This window comes from Leekyejoonella antrihumi (assembly GCF_007845645.1).
Taxonomy (GTDB): Bacteria; Actinomycetota; Actinomycetes; order Actinomycetales; family Dermatophilaceae; genus Leekyejoonella; species Leekyejoonella antrihumi.
Map to the genome: position 1 here is coordinate 1 of NZ_VCQV01000121.1, position 1,214 is coordinate 1,214.

Here is a 1,214-nt window from a genome sequence, read left to right on the forward strand (position 1 = left end):
CGGCAGGCACAGGCCCTCCCGGTGATGTTGGCGAGTCTCGACAACCCGTCTTTTACCGGGGCCTGTGCCTGCTTCGCTGCGTGACACGCCGCAATGACCGCGCCTATCCGCGGAATCTCTTAGCAACCACTGGCCACCCCCGGCTCTACCTCGACGCCATGGTGATCAGGCGATGAGGACGTTCGTGCGGCCACAGGGTCGCCGTCACATCAAAGCCGGATCCGATGATCTTGGAGGCACCATGAGCACGCGAAGCCAATCGAGCATTGCACGCCGGACGGCGATCTCGCTGATTGGCACGCTGATCTTGGTCGCTAGCCTGCTCGGCTGGTCCGCGCCGCGAGCCTTCGCGACCGGGCCGGGATGCACGGCCTTTGCGGGTGCCTACGCTCTTGGTGCTTCGTACAACGACGGCAGCATCAGCATCCAGGCATGCGGCCCGAAGCCGGGAACTGGCTCCGGGCCAAACGTGTATCCATATCCGGGAGCGCGTCCCGTCGGTGGGTATCAATGCATGGAACTGAGCGAGCGGTATCTGTACTACAAGTACGGGGTCACGATGCCCATCTCGACTAATGGCGCTCAAGTAGTCGACCATTATGCCAGCAGTTACCCATCGCTGTTCAGGGTCTATGGGAACGGAGCCGCCGGTCACGCGCCGGTTCAAGGTGACGTGCTCAGCTTCTCCAACACCGGCGGTTTCTCGGATTACGGACACACTGCGGTGGTCCAGTCGAGCAGTGTCAACGGTAGCGGCAACGGCAGCATCACCGTTATCGAGGAGAACTCCGGTTGGACCGCCAACGGAGCCCACGTGTTGACGGTCGCGAACTGGATCGTCCGGGGTGAGGGATTCGCATATACCAAGTGGCTACATGGTCCTGGATCAGCCACTCCGTCGAGCCCGACCGGGGTGGTGCCGGCGTCAGGGGTAATCCCTTCGGGCATGTACCATTTCATCTCTTATGTGGGCAGCAACGGGACCCTCTACCTCGCCCATTGGACTGGTACCCGGTGGCAGAACGACTCGTTCAATTATCCGGTTCGTGCGGGTACCAGCCCAAGCGCCTACCTGGGTCCGAACGGCACGCATTTCATCTCTTATGTGGGCAGCAACGGGACCCTCTACCTCGCCCATTGGACTGGTACCCGGTGGCAGAACGACTCGTTCAATTATCCGGTTCGTGCGGGTACCAGCCCAAGCGCCTACCTGA

At 61.5% G+C, this 1,214-nt stretch carries 1 protein-coding gene; it reads left to right on the forward strand.

Features of this window, described 5'->3' with window-relative positions; genetic code table 11:
* Nucleotides 1-241 precede the first annotated feature (241 nt).
* On the forward strand, nucleotides 242-1,214 hold a 973-nt coding region (locus FGL98_RS25010), incomplete at its 3' end, for a CHAP domain-containing protein (protein ID WP_186526401.1).